This window comes from Corynebacterium sp. HMSC067D03 (genome assembly GCF_001811185.1).
In the GTDB taxonomy this organism is placed as follows: Bacteria; Actinomycetota; Actinomycetes; order Mycobacteriales; family Mycobacteriaceae; genus Corynebacterium; species Corynebacterium coyleae.
On record NZ_KV803807.1, the window covers coordinates 1 to 1,779 of the forward strand.

A 1,779-nucleotide genomic window follows, 5' to 3' on the forward strand; every position below is an offset into this window, starting at 1 on the left:
GTACACCCATCTGTACGCGCTGACCTGCGGCGTTGTGGGTTGTGCCGAGCGTGCTGCCGGAGTCCCTTTCAGTGTCCCTGGGGTAGGAGCGGCCGCATGAAGGTGCGCTCGTACCGCAGGACGCACTCGGACTCGTCTCGAATCCGGTCAGCGGCGATGAAGTCCGAGTGGGTGCCGAACAAGGTGCGGTACTGCTCGTAGGCAGCCAGGCTGGGGAAGCTGAACAGGGATTCCGCACGGTCACTCACACCTTCCGCGGGTAGGTAGTACCCGTGGTGGGTGCCGCCGTGTTCGTCGACATGCCGCATCCAAGCGCGGGCGAACTGTTCAAAGGCTGCGATCTGGTCGGGGTCGATGGTGTAGTGGACGACACAGGTGATCACATCCACAACGCTAGGCCCACAGGCGCTCATTGGGGAGCCTTTGTCTGTGCGCCTCGTGGTGCAGCACACCAATCTGCCTGGTTTACCTGCGGAAATGCGTCAGTTCGCCAAGTTGGCGCCGAGTTCAACGGTGAGAACTCCGACGGCGATGAGGAGGATGCCGAGGGCCATGGTTCGGGTGAGGGGTTCGTGGAAGATGACCCGGGCGAGGATCGCGGTGAGAGCTACGCCGGATGCTGCCCAGATGCCGTAGGCGACGCCAAGGGCCATGCCGTCGGCCAAGGCGAGACTTAAGGCGACGAACGCCACGAGATACCCCGCGATGACGCCGATGAACCATTTCTTCACCCGGCCACCGTCGGAGGCTCGTAGCGACATGGTCGCGACGACTTCGGACAAGATGGCGCCTGCGAGGAAGATCCATCTCATGAGTTGACTCCTGCTTCCTGGGCTGCGGTTTGCTGAGCTTTCTGGGAGCCGAGTTCGACGGTGAGGACACCGCTGATGATCGCAACCATTCCAAGACCCATCACAGCGGTCAGAGGTTCACCGAAAATCGCGGCGGATAGCACGGCGGCGAGCACGACCCCGCTGGCTCCCCAGATGCCATAGGCGACGCCGATCTGCATTCCTTCGCGCAGGCAGAAGGTGAGGAAGACGAAAGTGCCGATGTATCCGGCAGCAACCACGATGTACCAGGATGGGTGATTGAGCGCCGCCTTGAGAGACAGCGTCGCCGCCACTTCGGTAGTGATGGCGCCAGCGAGCAGGAACCACTGCTTCATGGGGTTGTTCCTTCGATCAGGGAGCGAATGCTGGAGACGACGGCTTCGAGATCCGCGCCGTGGAGGGTGGACACACCTGTGGCCTGGGCGCCCCAGAGTCCGTCGGCGGCGAGTCGGGCGGTGGTCAGCCTGGCTCGGGTGGCGGCGTCGAGATCGTCCGGGAGTTCGAGCCAGCGGCCCATCCGCGTAGTCCACGGTTCGGTGAGTTCGGGCCGGTACGTCGCTTGGCCCCAGATGATGAACTCGGCGCGCTTGGCGGCCCCGTGGGCGGCGACGTGAACGTAGCTCAGGAGCCGCTCGGTGGCGTTGGCGTTCTCGAGGGGCTTGCCAAGGGTGGCAGTCATGTCGTTCTCGACGTTGGCCGCAGCGTGGTCGACGATCGCGGCGAGCAGTACGTCGCGGTTGCGGAAGTGATATAGCAATCCCGGTTTGGTGAGCCCGGCCTCGTGGGCCACTGCGTCAAGGGTAATGTCGCCACCCTCCGCTGCGTTCATGACGCGGAGGGCAGCTTCCAGGATCTCGGAGCGCTGACTGGTTCGCATATAGCTAACTTTACCATTTGGTAGGTGAAGCCTTCAACTGCGGGCGCTGGTAGGGGCACCTGGGGTACA

General features: G+C 63.3%; 4 protein-coding genes. All 4 read right to left on the reverse strand.

The genetic code is table 11. From position 1 onward, the window contains the following. Positions 1-68 precede the first annotated feature (68 nt). The 4 genes from HMPREF2785_RS04565 to HMPREF2785_RS04580 all read right to left on the reverse strand — a co-directional run bounded on the left by HMPREF2785_RS04565 (position 69) and on the right by HMPREF2785_RS04580 (position 1,710). Complete coding sequence (locus HMPREF2785_RS04565; RefSeq protein WP_174232238.1) at positions 69-383, reverse strand: NIPSNAP family protein; 315 nt, start codon at positions 381-383, stop codon at positions 69-71. Between the two features lie 99 nt (positions 384-482). Beyond that, positions 483-812 (reverse strand): DMT family transporter, encoded by a 330-nt coding sequence (locus HMPREF2785_RS04570; protein ID WP_003849969.1) that lies wholly within the window; start codon positions 810-812, stop codon positions 483-485. Continuing rightward, complete coding sequence (locus HMPREF2785_RS04575; protein ID WP_048733039.1) at positions 809-1,168, reverse strand: DMT family transporter; 360 nt, start codon at positions 1,166-1,168, stop codon at positions 809-811. The genes HMPREF2785_RS04570 and HMPREF2785_RS04575 overlap by 4 nt, the downstream gene beginning before the upstream one ends. Next, positions 1,165-1,710, reverse strand: coding sequence for a TetR/AcrR family transcriptional regulator (locus tag HMPREF2785_RS04580; RefSeq protein WP_034666346.1), 546 nt, complete (start codon positions 1,708-1,710; stop codon positions 1,165-1,167). Before HMPREF2785_RS04580 ends, HMPREF2785_RS04575 begins: the two co-directional genes overlap by 4 nt. Positions 1,711-1,779 lie beyond the last annotated feature (69 nt).

Coding starts and splice junctions, on each gene's coding strand:
- HMPREF2785_RS04570 (WP_003849969.1), bottom strand. CDS start 812: ATGAGATGGATCTTCCTCGCAGGCGCCATCTTGTCCGAAGTCGTCGCG.
- HMPREF2785_RS04575 (WP_048733039.1), bottom strand. CDS start 1,168: ATGAAGCAGTGGTTCCTGCTCGCTGGCGCCATCACTACCGAAGTGGCG.
- HMPREF2785_RS04580 (WP_034666346.1), bottom strand. CDS start 1,710: ATGCGAACCAGTCAGCGCTCCGAGATCCTGGAAGCTGCCCTCCGCGTC.